Origin of the sequence: Enterovirga sp. CN4-39 (assembly GCF_049446235.1) — a bacterium.
Classification (GTDB): Bacteria; Pseudomonadota; Alphaproteobacteria; order Rhizobiales; family Beijerinckiaceae; genus Enterovirga.
Genome location: NZ_JBMSEF010000016.1, coordinates 125,327 through 140,156, shown reverse-complemented (window position 1 = coordinate 140,156; position 14,830 = coordinate 125,327). Strand labels below are relative to the sequence as shown.

Below are 14,830 nucleotides of genomic sequence, written 5' to 3'. Positions count from 1 at the left end.
GCCCGCCATGCCTCGCGAGCGGCCGGCATCGATCCGCAGGATCTTCGCATGGGCGTGCGGGCTGCGGACGAAGACGGCGTGAAGCTCGCCCTCCGCCTTCTGGTCGGCGACATAGCGCCCGCGGCCGGTAACGAAGCGCAGGTCCTCGCGCCTGAGCACGGACTCGCCGATGCGGAAGGGTATCTCGCGCGAGGTCACCGCATCTTCGCCGGGGATCGATCCAGGGCGAGCGTTCAGGAGCACGAGCTCACCCTGTAACCGAGCGACGCTTTGACTGCCATGTCAGACACTCTCGTACATAGACGCCAACTCGCTCAACAGACGCTTTGGAGAGCGGACGTGTGCCCCGGTTTGGCGCCGGAACGCTGGCATATCAAGTCCCGTTTTCCGCGATCCGGAATGCGGATGCCCGGCGTGGCCCATAAGCGAGGTTCGTGACGATGGCCGGATAGCTGGCGCCCACCGCGACCTACGCGGCTGATGTACCAGTCGAAGCGCGTGCAAAGACGCGGCTTCCCGCCCGGAGAGCCGATCCGGAATTGCCTGTGTCTCTAGTTGATAGGACCGATTTTGCGCTTTGACATGCGATCACTCAGGCTTACCTTCGGCGCCGAGGCGAGCCGACACCATCCCTGGCATGTCAGCGTGGAGCAAACCCGAAGGCCCTGAGGCGCTCGCTTACCGAGCGAGTGACGGCTTCTTAGCAAGTTCCTCGGCGCCTGGTCCCACCTTTTCCTCCCAAGCAATGCCCGAGACCCTCGCCGCCAAAGCGTATGACGCGATCGAACACCTGATCGTCGAAGGCTCCATCCCGCCGGGAGATCTCCTGTCTGAAGTCTCCCTCAGCCAGCAGATCGGGATCGGCCGAACGCCCGTGCGGGAGGCGCTCCAGCGGCTCGAGCGCGACCAGCTGATCGTCGTGGAGCCCCGGCGTGGTGTCCGCGTGACGGACATCGACCGGAAGCGCTTCGAGCAGGCGATGGAGGTCCGCGAGGCGCTCGAGCCGGTGATGTCGCGGCTCGCCGCCCTTTCTGCCTGTCGCGGCCAGCGCCTGGAACTGAGGGCGTTGGCGCAGGCCATGATGGAGGCCGCGGACGGCGGCTCGTCCTCGGGGCTCCTGGACGTCGATTTCCGCTTCAAGCGGGTGGTGGCGGAAGCCTGCGGCAACCCGCTGCTGACGACGGCGATCCGTCCCCTGCACTCAGTGTCCCGGCACTTTTTCTTCCGGCATGCGCGCACCTCGCAGCGCTCGGTCGCGCTCGCCCATGCGGCTCTCATGGATCTCATCGCCAGCGGAGACGCCGCCGGCGCCGAGGCTGCATCCCAGCGCTTCCTCCATTCGATCCGTCGTTTCGCGAAATCCGTCCGCGCGCGCCGGGACGCAGCACCGGATCAGGGCTCGGCCCAGCACCGCCCGGACGCGGACATGACGCTGGCGGGCCAAGCCTTCCGGGCAATCGAGAGCCTCGTCGTCTCCCAGACCTATCCGCCGGGGGAGGTGCTTTCGGAACTCCGGCTCAGCGCCGAGCTCGGGATCGGCCGAACGCCCGTGCGCGAGGCGTTGCAGCGCCTTTCGGCCTTCCACCTGGTGACGATCCAAGCTCGCCGAGGAGCCGTCGTCGCCGAACTCGACCGCTACGACGCCTCGACGCTGAACGAAGCCCGCCTCCCGCTCGAACAGCTGCTCTCGCGCCTCGCCGCGCGGCGCTGCACCGACCGGCAGCGCGCCGAATTGAAGCGACTGGGAGTCGAGTGGGTCCGGGCCGCCGAACGTGGCCCGACGGCAGAGATCATCGCTATCGACGCCCGGATGAAGTCGCTCGTCATCGCGGCCGCCGCGAACCCGTTCCTCGAACGCGCCATCGCGCCGCTTCACGCCATGGCGCGACGATCCTATTTCGGACGGGCAACCATTCCGGACGCCGACGTTGCAGCGGCGCAAGCCGAACTTCTCGACAGGATCGCCGCGGGAGACGAGAACGCCGCCGCTCTCGCCTCGGTCCGGTTCGTCGCCGAGGCGATCAGGGTCGTGCGCGGCGCGATGCGGGAGCCGCAGCCCGCCTGAGAGGCTGCCGGCGACGGTCTCCGCGAGGCGTAATCTCGTCAGATCACGAGCGTCGCCGACCGCGACCGGACGGCGTGCAGCAGCGAGAACGCCGTGGAGGCCGAGGTCTTCGGATTTGCGCTCGCCCGGCCGGCCATGACGACCGTCATGTCGCCGATCTCGCTCGATGCCTCGATGGTGCCGGTATTGCCGGAGGCCGCCGGATCGGCCACGAGCCGGACCTCCGTGCGGTCGAGACCCAGCCCGGCGAGCGCGACCGTCGCGGCGAGGTTGGCGTTCTTCGGGTAGCGGAGCGCGGCTTCGCGCGCCGACCCTTCGAAGAAAACGGTGCGCTCGCGCAGGCCCGCCAGGTCCAGCGTTTCCTCGGTGGGGGTGCCGCGCCAGGCGAGCGGCGGCTTGGTGGACGTGTAGGTGACCGATACCAGCCCGGCCGCCTTGAGCGAGCCGAGCCCATCGAGCCCCGCGATCGCACCGGCAGGGATGAGGATTCGCGCTCCGGTCCCGGCGGCGGCACCCTGCAACGCGTTCAGGACGGCATCGTCCGCCAGGGCCCCGGTCGAGACGACCATCAGGTCCACCCCGGCCGCGAGAACCTCCGTTCCGTGCTCGCGCACGGCGCCCTGCCCGGCACTCTCGACCACGAGGCCCGGGCGGCAGGCGAGGAGATCGCCGAGCGCCGTCACCACGGCGACGCCGGCCGGCAGGCTTGCCCTCGCCTCCTCGACCTGGCGCGGGCGAACGAGGACGGCGCTCAAGCGCGGGCCGCCGCCCTCCAGTAGCCCGGCTGCCAGGACCTCCCCGATCGCTCCGTAGCCGACGATCGCAACCGATTCAGCCATTCCGTTTCTTCTCCATTCGCGGCGAACAGATCGCGCCCGCCAGTCGGGATGTCCGCCATGCGAACATCTGTTTTGCTATCGCGGCCTACAACGTGGATGAGACAGATGTTATCTGCTCCCCGTCACGCCGAGAGTGTTCACGATACGGAGGAGCCGGTGGCCTACGAGCAGGTGCTATACGAAGTCCGCGGGGCGGTCGCGCTGCTGTGGCACAGTCGTCCGGAGCGCCGGAACGCGGAAAGCCGCCAACTCCTCGACGAACTCGACGCGGCTCTCGCCGAGGCCGTGGCGGATGAAGCCGTTCGGGTGATCGTCTTCGCCGGGAAGGGAGACCACTTCTCCGCCGGCCACGACCTGAAGGAAGCGCAGGAGAGCCGCGGCAACTTCACGGTCGAGGAGCGCTGGGCCTACGAGGAGAAGCGCTACTTCGAATACTGCCTGCGCATCATGGATTGCCCGAAGCCCACCATCGCTTCGGTCCAGGGCGCCTGCATCGCGGGCGGCTTCATGGTCGCCAACATGTGCGACCTGATCATTGCGGCGGATGACGCGATCTTCGCCGATCCCGTGGCGCATACGCTCGGTGCGGCCGCCGTCGAGGTCCTGATCCATCCATGGGTGCTCGGCACCCGCAAGGCCAAGGAACTCCTTTTCACGGGCGAGCGGCTCGGAGCCGCAGAGGCGCATCGCGTCGGCATGGTGAACCGGGTGGTGCCGCGCGCGGAGCTCGAAGCTGCCACGATCGCCCTCGCCGACCGCATCGCCCTCGCGCCGCCCTTCGCGCTCACGCTCCTCAAGCGCTCCATCAACCGGGCCGTCGACATGCAGGGCCTGCGCACCTCGCTGCAGGCGCATTTCGACACGCACCAGCTCAGCCACGTGACCGAAGCCTTCAAGGCCGCGCGCGATGCCGGCCTCGCCAAGGCGATCCAATCGGGGAAGAAGGCGTGACCGCGCACCGTCTCGAGCCGCTGATCAATCCGGGCTCCATCGCGATCCTGGGCGCCTCGGCCGATCCCGGCCGGGTCGGCGGCATGCCGTTCCAGCTCCTGCTGCAGCACGGCTACAAGGGCCCGATTTACCCGATCAACCCGAAATACCCGGAGATCTCCGGCGTCCGCTGCTATTCGGACATCGAGTCGCTGCCGGGCCCGGTCGACCTGATCGCGCTCGCGGTCGGCGCGAAGGATGTCGTCCCGCAGCTCCGGCGCGCGGCCGCCAAGGGCATCCGCTCGGCGGTCGTCTTCGCGTCCGGCTTCGCCGAGACCAACGAGGAAGAGGGAAAGCGGCTCCAGAAGGAGTTCCAGGCCTGCGTGGCCGAACTCGGCATCCCGGTGGCCGGCCCCAATTGCATGGGCTTCGCCAATCTCGCGACCCACGCCTACACGGCCTTCGCGTCGGTGTTCCGCAACATCGAGCCGCCGAAGGGCAATCACGAGACCGCCCTCATCACGCAGAGCGGCAATGTCTGCGCGGCCGTCTACACGCTGGCCCGCGCACGCGGCGTCGGCTTCGGATCCGTCATCAACACCGGCAACGAGGCCTCGCTCGAATTCTCGGAATATCTCGAATACTTCGCCGAGGATCCCGGGACGAAAACCATCGCGGGCTATGTCGAGGGCCTGCGCGACGGCGAACGGTTCCGGCGCGTCGCGGCGCGTCTGCGGGACGAGGGACGCCCGCTCATCCTCCTGAAGATCGGCGACACCGAGAAGGGCGCCGAGGCGGCCGCCTCGCATACCGCCTCGCTCGCCGGAAGCCAGGCCGTCTATCGCTCGGTCTTCGAGGACCTGAACCTGATGATGGCCGAGGATCTCGCCCACCTGGCGGACCTCACCTATCTCGCCCGCTTCAAGGAACGGACCGCAGGAAGGCGCCTCGCGATCCTCACCATCTCGGGCGCGCTCGGGGCGCTTCTGTCGGACAAGTTCGTGAAGGCGGGGATCGACATCCCGACGCTTCCGGCCGAGGTCCAGACGGTGCTGCGCTCGGGCATTCCCACCTACGGCATGGTGGCGAACCCGGTCGACCTCACCGGGAACGTGGTCAACCAGCACGATTTCATGCGCGACGCGCTCGCCGCCCTGGAAGGGACGGATGCCGTCGACATGATCCTCGTCTATGCGCCGGGCTACCTGCTGGAGCGGCTGTCGCCCGCCATGATCGAGGCGGCCGGGCGTTCGAACAAGCTCATCGTCGCGATGGATACGGGCAATGCCCGCACGCGCGGAGATCTCGAGGCGGCGGGCATACCCGTGTTCGAGGACACAGCCCGCGGCGTCGGCGCGCTCGCCAGCTTCGCGGCCTGGTCCGAGCGCAGCCGCAAGCCTGCGAGGACGCTCGATGCCAGCCGGCCGGCCGCAAAACCCGCGGCGGACGTCGTGCTCGCTTCGGCACGCCGCGCCGGAGCCACCGCCCTGAACGAGGCCGACGCCAAGACATTCGTTTCGGCCTACGGCGTCCCGACCGTACCCGAGGCCGCGGTATCCTCGGCCGAGGACGCCGCCGCCGCCGCGGAGCGCTTCGGGTTCCCGGTCGTGCTGAAGGTCCTCAGCCCCGACATCCTGCACAAGTCGGATATCGGCGGCGTCAAGCTCGGCCTCGGCTCGCCGGAAGCGGTGCGCGCCGCCTATGCCGACGTGGTGGAAGCCGCCCGGCGCGCCTGCCCCGGCGCCCGCATCGACGGCGCCGTCGTCCAGAAACAGGAGCCGCCCGGCCTCGAGGTCCTGGTCGGCATCACGCGCGACCCGGTCTTCGGGCCCGTGATGACGGTCGGCCTCGGCGGCATCTTCACGGAGGTGCTGAAGGATGTCGGCCACCGCCTCCTGCCGGTCGACGCCGAGGCTGCCGAGGCGATGGTCCGCTCTCTCCGGGGCGCTCCGCTCTTCGGCTCCGTCCGCGGCCGCCCGCCGCTCGACGTGGCGGCGCTCGGCCGGACCATGGCGGCCCTGTCCGACGCCTTCCTGGCCTCCGGGGACGCGATCGCTGAACTCGAGATCAACCCCTTCGTCGTGCGACCGGAAGGTGCCGGCGTGGTCGCCCTGGACTGCCTCATCACCCTCTCACCCCAACCCGAACAGTCCGCCCAAGAGGCTGCTTGATCCTGGAGGAATTTGTGAACAGACGCGCCTTCACCTTCGCGGCCGCCGCCGCACTCGGCCTCGCGACGCTGCCCACGGGCGCCGCCGCGAACTCCTGGCCGAGCCAGCCGATCCGGCTGGTCGTCCCGTTCTCGCCCGGCGGGGCTGCCGACACCATGGCCCGCATCGTGGCGGAGAAACTGCGCGACCGGATCGGGCAGAACGTGCTCGTCGAGAACGTCGTCGGCGCCGGCACCATGGTGGCGACCGACCAGGTCGCGCGCGCAGCGCCGGACGGGCATACGCTCCTCGTCGCGGCCTCCGCCCACACCATCAACCCGAACGTGACGAAGGTCCGCTACGACCCGATCGCCGACTTCACGCCGGTGACGCTGCTCGTCTCGCCGCTCCACGTGCTCGTGGTCGCCGACAACGTCCCGGCGAAGTCGGTCGCGGAGCTGATCGCGCTGGCGAAGCAGCAGCCCGGCAAACTCGCCTATGGGTCCGTCGGCCACGGCACCTCGACCCACATGGAAGCCGAGATGTTCGCCAAGATGGCGGGTGTCGAGCTGGTCCATGTTCCCTATCGCGGCAGCGCGCCCGCCCTGACCGATCTCGTGGCTGGCCGCATCCCGATCATGTTCGACGCGCTCGCCTCCTCGGGCCCGCACATCGAATCCAAGGCCATCCGGGCGCTCGGCGTGACCTCGGCCAAGCGGTCGCCGCTCATGCCGAATCTGCCGACCATCGCGGAATCGGGGCTGCCCGGCTACGAGGCGGTGCCATGGCTCGGCGTGTTCGGCCCCGCGAAGCTCGATCCCGCCATCGTGGAGCGCCTGAACAAGGAGTTGCTCGAGATCCTCGCGCAGGAGGACGTCAAGACGCGGTTCGCCCAGCTCGGCCTCGAGATCCTGGCCTATCCGTCGCCGAAATTCGCCGAGTTCGTGAAGGAAGACCTCGCGAAATGGGCGAAGACCGCCAAGGACGCCGGCATCCAGCCGGGGAACTGAGGCCATGGACGCTCAGGCTTTCAGAGAAGAGGTGAGGCGCTGGCTCGCCGAGAATCTCGCGCTGGTCGGCTCCCGCTTTCCTGAAGCGAGCGTCCATGACGCCGATTACAGGCGGGCCTTCGAGGATCACCTGTGCGCCGCGGGCTGGTCCGGCCTCGGTTGGCCGGCCGAGCTCGGCGGGCGCGGCCTGCCCGTCGAGCTGATCGCGATCTTCCACGAGGAATATGCCCGGGCCGGCGCGCCGCAGGGCATCAACATGATCGGGCACGGGATCCTCGGCCCGACGCTGCTCCTCTTCGGCTCCGATGCGCAGAAGCGCCGCTTCCTGCCCAAGATCCTCTCCAACGAGGAGATCTGGTGCCAGGGCTATTCGGAGCCCGGCGCCGGCTCGGATCTCGCCTCGCTTCGCACGCGCGCGATCCGCGACGGCGAGCACTACGTGGTCTCGGGCCAGAAGATCTGGACGAGCTTCGCGCATGTCGCGGATTGGTGCTTCGTGCTCGCCCGGACGGATGCCGAGGCGCCGAAGCACAAGGGCATCAGCTTCCTGCTCGTGGACATGAAGAGCCCCGGCATCACGGTCCGGCCGATCCGGCAGATGAACGGGGAACAGGAGTTCAACGAGGTCTTCTTCGACGAGGTGCGGGTCCCGGTCGAGAACCGGGTCGGCGAGGAGAATGCCGGCTGGGGCATCGCCATGGCGGCGGCGAGCTACGAGCGCGCCACCTATTTCGTGCCGCGCCTCGTCCGCATGGAAGAGGAGCTGCGCGATCTCGTCGAGGTCGCGCGCGGCATGCGGCGGGACGGCCGGCCTGTCTCCGAAGATGCTGTCATCCGCGACCGGCTCGCCCGCAGCTATATCGACGTGCAGGCGCTGAAGCTTCACGCGAGGACCATGTTGGCCGCCGCGGCGCGGCACGAGCAGCCGGGCCCGGAAGGCTCCTTCATCAAGCTGCTCTGGAGCGAGAGCCACCAGCGCCTCCTCGCGCTCGCGATGGACATCCTCGGCCCGGAGGCGGCGCTCGGCCCGCAGGAGCCCGCCGCCCAGCGCGGCCGGTGGTGGCAGCGGGAGCATCTCTGGTCGATGGCCGAGACGATCCTGGCCGGCACGTCGGAGATCCAGCGCAACGTCGTCGGCGAGCGCGTGCTCGGCCTGCCCCGCTGAGGATTGAGAACATGGCGGTGTTCAACGAGGCGCAGGCGCTCCTGCGGGATACGGCGCGGCGCGCGCTGGCCGGATACCCGGAGGATCTCGACCTCGGCCGCGGCGACAGGCTCCCGGCCGGCGCCGGCGATGCCGCGATGGCGCTTGCCGCCGAGCAGGGCTGGAGCGCCATCTGCGTTCCCGAAGAGGCCGGCGGCCTCGGGCTCGGCCTCGCCGAGGCGACCCTCCTGGGGCACGAGATCGGGCGCTCGCTCGCCCCCGGGCCCTTCCTGAGCTTCGCCCTGCTGCCCGCGCTCGCACGGGCCGCCGAGGCGGAGTGGCTCCAGGACCTATCGGCTTCCAGCCTTGCCGGCGAGCGACGCGTCGCGATCGGCCTGGATGCCGGAACCGGCTCGGCCGATGGCGATATCCTGGTCGCCCATGCCGAGGAGGCGACCGACATCCTCGTCCTCTCTCACCGGGCCGGCGGCGGAACGCGCATCCTGTGGCTCGCCCCCGCTTCCGCCCAGAGCCGGCAGCCGCTCGACCCGACCTGCCCGATCGGAGCGCTCCCGCGCCCGGCGCTCGAAAAGGCGCTCGATGCCGCGGAGACGGCGGCAGAGCTGGACGAACTCCTTCTGCCGGCGCATCTCTGGATCGCGGCGGAGCTCGCGGGCATCGCCGAGCGCGCGGGGGAGATCGCCGTTTCCTATGCCAAGGAGCGCCGCCAGTTCGGCTCCCCGATCGGCGCCTACCAGGCCGTGAAGCACCGGATCGTGGACGACTTCATCCTGACGGAGAATGCCCGCACGCTGGTTGCGGCCGCGGCGGCGGCGTTCGACGCCGGCGAGAACGACGCCTCGGCCCAGATCCACGCCGCCCGCGCCGGCGCCACGGAGGCCGCCCTCGCGGCGACCACCGGCTGCATCCAGGTCCATGGCGCGGCCGGGTTCTCCTGGGAACACCCGGCCCATCTCTACCTCAAGCGCGCGCGCCGGCTCGCCTCCAGCTTCGGCGATGCCCAGGCGTCGCGCGCGATCGTGGCCCGGCATCTGATCGACCATGGCGGACGACGGGAAGGCTGAACGCGGCGGCACCCGGCCGCGCACCACCGAGGACGCGGCAGGCGTCCAGGCGATCCATCGCGCCGCGCAGATCCTGACAGCGGTGGCGCGGCGGAGCGAGAGCGGCATCGGCCTGTCCGAGTTGGCCCGCCGCACCGAGCTGCCGCACCCGACGGCACGCCGCATCCTGCTCGGCCTGATGCAGGAGCATCTCGTCGCGCAGGATCCCGAGACGCGGCGCTACAAGCTCGGGCCGCTGATCTTCGAGCTGGGCCTCTCGGCCCCCCAGCAGAGCGGGCTGGTCCGCGCGGCCCGCCCCGTTCTCGAGCATCTCGCGGCCGCCACCGGCGACACGGTTTATCTCGTCCTGCGCTCCGGAACCGACGCCATCTGCCTCGACCGCATCGAGGGTCATTTCCCGATCCGGGTGATGACGATGAATATCGGCGACCGCAGGCCGCTCGGGGTCGGGGCGGCCGGGCTGGCGATGCTTGCCGGGCTCCCGGAGACGGAGTTCGAGGCGATCCTGCGCGAGAAGAAGGCCGAGTTCGCCGCCTACAACTTCGAGCTGAAGGACATGCGCGACGCCGTGATGCGCACGCGCGTGACCGGCTACGGCATCAGCCAACAGGTCCTGACGCCCGGCGTGTCGGGTGTCGGCATGGCGATCTGGTCCTCCCGCCGGACGCCGATCGCCGGGATCAGCATCGCCTCCGTGACGGACCGGATCCTGGGCCCGCGCCTTGAGCAGCTCACGGCACTGCTCCGAGAACACGTCCCGACGATCACGGTCTGAGCCTCGTCCAGGCCGGAAGCTTACGAATACCAGACGCTCATGGTCCGGCGGGCCGAGGTCCGCCGGACCATCGAGGGGTTGGGCTACTGGGCGGAGCGCTTGCGCAAGACCATGTCGCCCTTGAACAGGAACTTCTGCGCCCGCTTCGAGGTGTCGACTTCGGTCGTGAAGACATTGCCCTTCGAGTCGACCGCGAGGTTGTGCACCCAGTGGAACTGGCCCGCATTGCGGCCATTGCGCCCGAAGGCGCCCATCACCTCGCCGTTGTCACGGCTCAGCGTGCGCACCTCGTTGTTCTCGCCATCGGCATTCAGCAGCAGGCTCTCCTTCTCGTCCGGCCACAGGGCCAGTTCCCACACCGCGCCGTTGCCGCGCGTGCCCTTCTCGACGAAGAACTCCTTCACGAAGGTGCCGTCCTTTCGGAACACCTGGACGCGATTGCTGACCCGGTCGCAGACATAGACGAGCCCGTCGCGCGCAACCTGCACGCAGTGGACCGGGTTCCTGAACTGGGTCGGCGGCGTCTCGCCCGGGCTGTAGGCCGGAAGCTTCTCATCCGTCGGCGGCTTGCCGTAGGCGCCCCACATCCGCTTGTAGGCGCCCGTATCCGCATCGAACACGATGATGCGCGTATTGCCGTAGCCGTCCGCCACGAAGAGCTCGTTGCTCGCAGGGTCGACCATCATGCCGGCCGGCCGGCCGAGCCGGCTCGTGTCGAGACTGTTCGTCTGCGGCCCCTGCTTGCCGATCTGCATGACGAACTTGCCGTCCGGCGTGAATTTCAGGATCTGGCCGTCCTGCTCGCCGTTCCCGGCGAGCCACACGAACCCCTTTTGGTCGATGTGGATGCCGTGCTCGTTCTGCGGCCAGTTGTAACCCTCGCCCGGCCCACCCCAGCTCTTGATGAGGTCGCCCGCCTGGTTGAACACGAGCACGGGCGGGGCCGGCTTGCAGCATTTCGAGCGCGGCGGGTTGAGGCTCGCACCCTTCTCGTCATCCGTCAGCGTGCGCGGCCGCTGCACCACCCAGATATTGTCGTCGGCATCCACGGCCACCCCGGCGGCCTGCCCCATCAGCCAATCGTTGGGGAGCGGCTTCGGCCAGGCGGCGTCGACCTCGAACTTCAGCGGCTCGGCCGCAAGTGCGGCCGAGCAAGCGGTCAGCAGGCATGCCGCCGCAAGCACGGGAACTCTCATCGATGTTTCCTCCCCGACTGTTCTCGTCTTGGGAGGGAGATACTTGCGCGGTTTCGGGCCGGGTTCCAGGCGCGTCAGGCGCGGAGCTGACCCGCTTCCCCGTTTGCAGAACCCAGCGCGAGGTCGTGATCGGGAAAGCGAGCTTGGAGTGTGAAACCCTACTTCAAGTCGCGTACGACCGTCGGAATCGACTCGCCCACGTCGTGGCAGATCTTGGCCGGGTTGTTCTCCAGCGCCGTGCGGGCCTTGCCGCGCATCAGGATGAGATCCGCGTCCGAGAAGGATGATCCCCGTTCCATCACGGATACCACCTGGTCGAGCTTGGTCCTCTTGTCGGCCGGAAACGGGAGGTTGTCGCAGCTCTTCACGCCGAGCTGGATCAGGTAGAGTTCCTCGAGCTGGGCGCCTGTGATCTCGGCGCGAGCCGAGGATGCGAAGAGAGCCAGGCCGACAAGCGCGGCCGCCTCGATGCGAAGGAGCGGGGGCATAGGATATCCTTTGGCTGCTCCCTGCCCCTTAAGCGGGGCTCGCCAAGGCCACCTCAATGCGCAGGCTGGCAATGAGCGGGCCTGGTTTACCTTTCGGAAACCACGTCGCCCCGGTCAGATGCGCTCGCTCGCGATCCGATCGGGCGAGCGCGTGTCCTTTTCCGTCATGAGCCCCGCCGCGATCGAGAAGAGGCCGAAGAGGAGATGCGGCCAGAACACCCGGTCGGCGAAGCCGAACAGCCAGGGCGAGACCGCGAGCATGGCGCCGCCCGCCACGTCGAGCACGAGGTGGACCGGCATCGGGATGAGCGGCAGGAGCCCGACCTCATAATTCGTGGCGAGGCTGTAGAGGATCGCCCCGATCCCGAAGATCAGCGCCACATAGGTCGCAGGGCCATTATCGGCGAAGCCGAGCGTCCACGGCGCAGTCCCGAGGAGCAGGCCCCAGATATAGTCGATGATCCCGTGAAGCCGGGTCGGGATGAAGCGCATGCCGCCTCCGTCGAAAGCAGAGGCTCAACATGGCGGCCGCAGGTGCGTTCCCTCCCGTGAGGGACGCGGCCGACCCGCTCAGAAGAATGTCTCGAAGGCGGCGAGGACCTCCTCCGGAGCCTCTTCAGGGAGATAATGCCCGGACTGGACGAGCCCGCCCGTCACCTCGGCCGAGCAGTAGCGGCGCCACAGGTCCAGCGGTTCGTACCATCCGCCGATCCTGCCCTGGGCGCCCCAGAGCACGAGGAGCGGGCATTCGATCTTGGCGCCCGCAGCGCGGCTCGCCCGGTCGTGCTCGAGGTCGATCGTGGCGGCGGCCCGATAATCTTCGCACATGCCGATGATCGCGGCGGGGTCCCGCGCAGCCTCGAGGTAATCGGCGAGCGCCTCGGGAGCGAAGAAGCCGGGCGGCTTCGGCTCGCGCGACGTATGGGCGTGCCACCAAGTCTCGGGCGCCGCGCTGATCAGGTTCTCCGGGAAGGGATGCGGCTGCGCGAACCAGAACCAATGGTAGTAGCCGAGCGCGAAGCTCATGTCGGTGCGCTCGAAATGCTCGAGCGTCGGCACGATGTCGAGCACGGCGAGCTTCTCGACCCTTTCCGGGTGATCGAGCGCCAGGCGGTGCGCCACCCGCGCGCCGCGGTCGTGGCTGCCAACGCGGAAGCGGTCGTGGCCAAGCGCGCTCATCAGCTCGACCATGTCCCGCGCCATCTCGGTCTTGGCGTAGGGCGCGTGGTCGGGCGTGGCTCCGGGCTTGAAGGAGCCTGCATAGCCGCGCAGGTCCGGGCAGATCACGGTGAAGCGGCGGGCCAGAGCCGGCGCAACCTTGTGCCACATGACGTGGCTCTGCGGGTTACCGTGCAGCAGAAGGAGCGGCGGCCCCGAGCCGCCCATGCGGACCCGAAGCGCGCCGTCGCGGACCGCGACAGAGCTGAGTTCGAAACTGTCGAAAAAGCCCATGCCGCGCTCCGGAGTCAGGTCTCAGCCCTCGATCGTTCCGGCGACCTTGCCACGGCTCGGCGTGGCGCAGGAGCACGCCTCGCCGGTATCTCCCGCCTGGGGTACCCAGCAGACGAGCTTCGGCGTGACGCAGGTCGCGCCCTGCCGGAAGGCGGGGCGCCCGAGCTGGCGGTTATCGAGCCGGCGAAGCTGGTGATAGCGGCCCATGGAATCGTCGCGCGGCACGGCAACGGCCTGGACGGCATCGGCTGCCGGCAGGACCGGAGCGGCTTGGGCAGCCCCGACGGCAAGGAGCACAGTCAGGCCGGCGATCAGAGATTGTTTCAAGGCAGCGCCCCCGAGACGGTGAATCGGAAGCTCAACCTTCTCGCATCGGCAGCCCGAATGAACAACCTGAACCTTACCTGAACAATCAGCCCGCGCGGGCCAGCGGCACCACATTGTGGAGCGTGCGATCGGCGCTGTCGAAGAACTTGCGGATCGAGCGCGCCGCCTGGCGGATGCGCTGCTCGTTCTCCACGAGCGCGATCCGGACGTAATCGTCGCCGTGCTCGCCGAACCCGATCCCGGGCGCGACGGCGACATCGGCCTTCTCGACGAGAAGCTTGGAGAATTCGAGGCTGCCGAGCGGCCGGAACTTCTCCGGGATCGGCACCCAGGCGAACATGGAGGCGGAGGGCGACGGGATCTCCCAGCCGGCCTTGCCGAAGGATTCCACCAGCACGTCGCGTCGGCGCTTGTAGATCGACCGCATCTCGCGGATGCAATCGTCCGGCCCGTTCAAGGCCGCCGTCGCGGCGACCTGGACGGGCGTGAACGCACCATAGTCGAGGTACGACTTCACCCGGCCGAGGGCCGCCAGGAGGCGCTCGTTGCCGACCGCGAAGCCGATGCGCCAGCCGGCCATCGAGAAGGTCTTCGACATCGACGTGAACTCGACCGCGACATCCATCGCGCCCGGAACCTGCAGCATCGAGGGCGGCGGGTCGTTGTCGTCGAAATAGACCTCCGCATAGGCGAGGTCCGAGAGCAGGAAGATGTCGTGCTTCTTCGCGAAGGCCACGAGGTCCCGGTAGAAGTCCAGCGAGGCGACCTGCGCGGTGGGGTTCGACGGGTAGCAGGTGACGAGCGCGAGCGGCTTCGGGATGGAGTGAAGGACCGCGCGCTCCAGCGCCGGGAAGATCGCGGGGCTCGGCTCGGCCGGAACCGAGCGGATCACGCCGCCCGCCATCAGGAAGCCGAAGGCGTGGATGGGATAGGAGGGGTTCGGGACCAGCACGACATCGCCAGGCGCCGTGATGGCCTGGGCCATGTTGGCGAAGCCCTCCTTCGAGCCGAGGGTCGCCACGACCTGCGTGTCGGGGTTGAGCTTCACGCCGAAGCGGCGCGCATAATAGCCGGCCTGGGCGCGGCGGAGCCCGGCGATGCCCTTGGAGGCGGAATAGCGGTCCGTCCTCGGCTTGCCGGCCGTCTCGCACAGCTTGGCCACGACATGCGGCGGTGCGGCGAGGTCGGGATTGCCCATCCCGAGGTCGATGATGTCGGCCCCGTTGGCGCGAGCCTTCGCCTTGAAGCGGTTGACTTCCTCGAAGATGTAGGGCGGCAGCCGCCGGATGCGGTGAAAATCGGTCGTCATGGGCTATCCCCGGCGGTGCGGGCCGTCGCTCCCCACCGCCTCCTGGTCGTGCTTTAGCAG

General features: G+C 68.8%; 15 protein-coding genes. 7 read left to right on the top strand and 8 right to left on the bottom strand.

Features of this window, described 5'->3' with window-relative positions; translation table 11 throughout:
- On the bottom strand, positions 1-198 hold a 198-nt coding region (locus ACO2SS_RS22225; RefSeq protein ID WP_423280009.1), incomplete at its 3' end, for a hypothetical protein.
- A gap of 547 nt (positions 199-745) precedes the next feature.
- On the opposite strand from ACO2SS_RS22225, the gene ACO2SS_RS22220 reads away from it, so the two are divergent.
- Complete coding sequence (locus ACO2SS_RS22220; protein ID WP_423280008.1) at positions 746-2,065, top strand: GntR family transcriptional regulator; 1,320 nt, start codon at positions 746-748, stop codon at positions 2,063-2,065.
- Positions 2,066-2,103: 38 nt separating this feature from the next.
- Here the strand turns inward: ACO2SS_RS22220 and ACO2SS_RS22215 are convergent, their stop codons facing one another.
- Positions 2,104-2,904, bottom strand: coding sequence for an aspartate dehydrogenase (locus ACO2SS_RS22215; RefSeq protein WP_423280007.1), 801 nt, complete (start codon positions 2,902-2,904; stop codon positions 2,104-2,106).
- A gap of 105 nt (positions 2,905-3,009) precedes the next feature.
- On the opposite strand from ACO2SS_RS22215, the gene ACO2SS_RS22210 reads away from it, so the two are divergent.
- From ACO2SS_RS22210 to ACO2SS_RS22185, 6 genes are read left to right on the top strand one after another with little or no spacing between them, the layout of a single operon-like run.
- A complete protein-coding gene (locus ACO2SS_RS22210) occupies positions 3,010-3,855 on the top strand; it encodes an enoyl-CoA hydratase (RefSeq protein ID WP_423280006.1) in 846 nt (281 codons plus the stop codon).
- The gene (locus ACO2SS_RS22205; RefSeq protein WP_423280005.1) at positions 3,852-6,005 is read left to right on the top strand and encodes an acetate--CoA ligase family protein; all 2,154 of its coding nucleotides are present in this window, start codon (positions 3,852-3,854) and stop codon (positions 6,003-6,005) included. Before ACO2SS_RS22210 ends, ACO2SS_RS22205 begins: the two co-directional genes overlap by 4 nt.
- Before the next feature lie 14 nt (positions 6,006-6,019).
- A complete protein-coding gene (locus ACO2SS_RS22200; protein WP_423280004.1) occupies positions 6,020-6,994 on the top strand; it encodes a Bug family tripartite tricarboxylate transporter substrate binding protein in 975 nt (324 codons plus the stop codon).
- A gap of 4 nt (positions 6,995-6,998) precedes the next feature.
- The gene (locus ACO2SS_RS22195) at positions 6,999-8,159 is read left to right on the top strand and encodes an acyl-CoA dehydrogenase family protein (RefSeq protein WP_423280003.1); all 1,161 of its coding nucleotides are present in this window, start codon (positions 6,999-7,001) and stop codon (positions 8,157-8,159) included.
- Between the two features lie 11 nt (positions 8,160-8,170).
- A complete protein-coding gene (locus tag ACO2SS_RS22190) occupies positions 8,171-9,223 on the top strand; it encodes an acyl-CoA dehydrogenase family protein (protein ID WP_423280002.1) in 1,053 nt (350 codons plus the stop codon).
- Positions 9,201-9,998, top strand: coding sequence for an IclR family transcriptional regulator (locus ACO2SS_RS22185; protein ID WP_423280001.1), 798 nt, complete (start codon positions 9,201-9,203; stop codon positions 9,996-9,998). The genes ACO2SS_RS22190 and ACO2SS_RS22185 overlap by 23 nt, the downstream gene beginning before the upstream one ends.
- An 83-nt stretch (positions 9,999-10,081) precedes the next feature.
- Here ACO2SS_RS22185 and ACO2SS_RS22180 read toward each other — a convergent pair whose 3' ends face one another.
- From ACO2SS_RS22180 to ACO2SS_RS22155, 6 genes are all read right to left on the bottom strand, one after another.
- Positions 10,082-11,194: a hypothetical protein gene (locus ACO2SS_RS22180; protein ID WP_423280000.1), complete on the bottom strand. Its 1,113-nt coding sequence runs from the start codon at positions 11,192-11,194 to the stop codon at positions 10,082-10,084.
- Between the two features lie 158 nt (positions 11,195-11,352).
- On the bottom strand, positions 11,353-11,682 hold the full coding sequence (locus ACO2SS_RS22175; protein WP_423279999.1) for a hypothetical protein: 330 nt from the start codon (positions 11,680-11,682) through the stop codon (positions 11,353-11,355).
- 114 nt (positions 11,683-11,796) lie between these two features.
- Positions 11,797-12,174: an SPW repeat domain-containing protein gene (locus tag ACO2SS_RS22170; protein WP_423279998.1), complete on the bottom strand. Its 378-nt coding sequence runs from the start codon at positions 12,172-12,174 to the stop codon at positions 11,797-11,799.
- Between the two features lie 78 nt (positions 12,175-12,252).
- Complete coding sequence (locus tag ACO2SS_RS22165) at positions 12,253-13,134, bottom strand: alpha/beta fold hydrolase (RefSeq protein ID WP_423279997.1); 882 nt, start codon at positions 13,132-13,134, stop codon at positions 12,253-12,255.
- A gap of 21 nt (positions 13,135-13,155) precedes the next feature.
- A complete protein-coding gene (locus tag ACO2SS_RS22160; RefSeq protein ID WP_423279996.1) occupies positions 13,156-13,461 on the bottom strand; it encodes a hypothetical protein in 306 nt (101 codons plus the stop codon).
- An 85-nt stretch (positions 13,462-13,546) separates the two neighbouring features.
- Positions 13,547-14,770 carry an LL-diaminopimelate aminotransferase gene (locus tag ACO2SS_RS22155; RefSeq protein ID WP_423279995.1) on the bottom strand — a complete coding sequence of 408 codons (1,224 nt, stop codon included), beginning with the start codon at positions 14,768-14,770 and terminating at the stop codon, positions 13,547-13,549.
- Between the last annotated feature and the right edge of the window lie 60 nt (positions 14,771-14,830).

Excerpts from the sequence above, each read along its gene's own strand:
- ACO2SS_RS22220 (WP_423280008.1), top strand. The coding sequence starts at position 746 with ATGCCCGAGACCCTCGCCGCCAAAGCGTATGACGCGATCGAACACCTG.
- ACO2SS_RS22215 (WP_423280007.1), bottom strand. The coding sequence starts at position 2,904 with ATGGCTGAATCGGTTGCGATCGTCGGCTACGGAGCGATCGGGGAGGTC.
- ACO2SS_RS22210 (WP_423280006.1), top strand. The coding sequence starts at position 3,010 with ATGTTATCTGCTCCCCGTCACGCCGAGAGTGTTCACGATACGGAGGAG.
- ACO2SS_RS22195 (WP_423280003.1), top strand. The coding sequence starts at position 6,999 with ATGGACGCTCAGGCTTTCAGAGAAGAGGTGAGGCGCTGGCTCGCCGAG.
- ACO2SS_RS22190 (WP_423280002.1), top strand. The coding sequence starts at position 8,171 with ATGGCGGTGTTCAACGAGGCGCAGGCGCTCCTGCGGGATACGGCGCGG.
- ACO2SS_RS22185 (WP_423280001.1), top strand. The coding sequence starts at position 9,201 with ATGGCGGACGACGGGAAGGCTGAACGCGGCGGCACCCGGCCGCGCACC.
- ACO2SS_RS22180 (WP_423280000.1), bottom strand. The coding sequence starts at position 11,194 with ATGAGAGTTCCCGTGCTTGCGGCGGCATGCCTGCTGACCGCTTGCTCG.
- ACO2SS_RS22175 (WP_423279999.1), bottom strand. The coding sequence starts at position 11,682 with ATGCCCCCGCTCCTTCGCATCGAGGCGGCCGCGCTTGTCGGCCTGGCT.
- ACO2SS_RS22170 (WP_423279998.1), bottom strand. The coding sequence starts at position 12,174 with ATGCGCTTCATCCCGACCCGGCTTCACGGGATCATCGACTATATCTGG.
- ACO2SS_RS22165 (WP_423279997.1), bottom strand. The coding sequence starts at position 13,134 with ATGGGCTTTTTCGACAGTTTCGAACTCAGCTCTGTCGCGGTCCGCGAC.
- ACO2SS_RS22155 (WP_423279995.1), bottom strand. The coding sequence starts at position 14,770 with ATGACGACCGATTTTCACCGCATCCGGCGGCTGCCGCCCTACATCTTC.